At 68.6% G+C, this 1,365-nt stretch carries 1 protein-coding gene; it reads right to left on the reverse strand.

The features are described from left to right. Positions 1 to 5: 5 nt before the first annotated feature. Positions 6 to 1,187 (reverse strand): ISAs1 family transposase, encoded by a 1,182-nt coding sequence (locus tag ACWEQL_RS42450; protein ID WP_452156985.1) that lies wholly within the window; start codon positions 1,185 to 1,187, stop codon positions 6 to 8. Positions 1,188 to 1,365: the final 178 nt, after the last annotated feature.

The following is a 1,365-nucleotide window of genomic DNA, read 5'->3' on the forward strand; positions in this document are numbered from 1 at the left end:
ATTGATCACGTGAGGCCGAGGATTCGCAGGGGTCGGGTGTGGTCGCGGCCGGTGTGGCGGAGGGCAGCGGCGATGTTGGTGTGGCCGTTCTGGCGGAAGATGCCGATGGCGAGGTTGCGCAGGCCGGCCATGGTGCGGGGCAGGTGGCCGGTGCGGACTTTGGAGTCGTCCTCGCGGAAGGTCCGGTCTCGGACGTGGTGCAGGAGGTTCTCGATGCCCCAGTGGCCCCTGATCCAGGTGGCGAGCTGGACGGCGGTGGCGTCGTAGGTGTCCAGGCTAGTGATCAGGTAGACCCGTTCGATGGTGAGCTTCCCGGTCGAGCGGTCGCGGCGCCATCGGACGATCTGGATCGCCTGGCGGGCGCCGGGATAGTCGAGGTGGTGGAAGGCGGCGGTCTTGAGTCGGCGGATCTCGTCGCGGTGGTGGGCCCGGTCGCGGGTGCGGTGGTCCAGCGGGATGTCCGCCCAGGGCAGCGTTTTGACCTGGGCATACAGCCCGGGGTGGTTCTTTTTCACGATGGCCAGGTAGTGGGCGCCGCGCTCGCGGAGGTACGTGCCGTGGGCGTGCTGGGTGTGCAGGGCATCGCCGGTGATCACGGTGTCGCTCAGGTCGATGCTGTCCAGCAGCGGGGCGAAGGCGGGGATCTCGTTGCTTCTGGAGGCGACCTGCCGCTGGGCCAGGACCACGCCGTGGTGGTCCATTGCGGCCAGCAGCTGGATCGCGGTGCTCGTGACGGTGCGCGAGCCGCGGACCGTCTTGCCGTCGACCGCGATCGCCCGCGGCACCGGCTTCGCCGATCGCTCGGACTCGCTCGGGTGTACTCCTCTGGCCTGTAGGAATGCTCCGATGGCAGCGTCCAGAGCGTCGCCGTCCAGCCGCTGGAGCAGGCGCCGGACGGTCGCCGGGTGAGGGACGGGATGGACACCGGTGAGCGGCTCGGCCGGGAAGTCGAGGACCTCCAGGGCCGACTGCGGGGCGTCCGTTATCCACTCCCCGATCGCGATGAGGGAACGGGCACCGGCCAGCACGGCCGAAGCTGCCGCGCACAACAGGGGGAGCATCGGATACCGCCGCCCCCGCCGACTGCGTGGGTCGGGCACCCAGATCAGGAAGCGCCGCAGGTCAGCGGCATCCTGTCGGGTGACAGCGCGATTCTGGAGGGTCAGGTGTCCCAGCCCGGCGGGCATGGGCGATGATGTTCGGGCAGGCACGGTCTCGCTCGGTTCTCATGGGTCTCGACAACCACATGATCACCGGCACCGTGCCTGCACTGCGTTCCGGGGAACAACCATCCCCAGAACGAGACATGACATCACATCACAAGACCGGCGAACCGGACCGATCTCGAACATGCAATGCCCCTGG

Source organism: Kitasatospora sp. NPDC004240 (genome assembly GCF_053603215.1).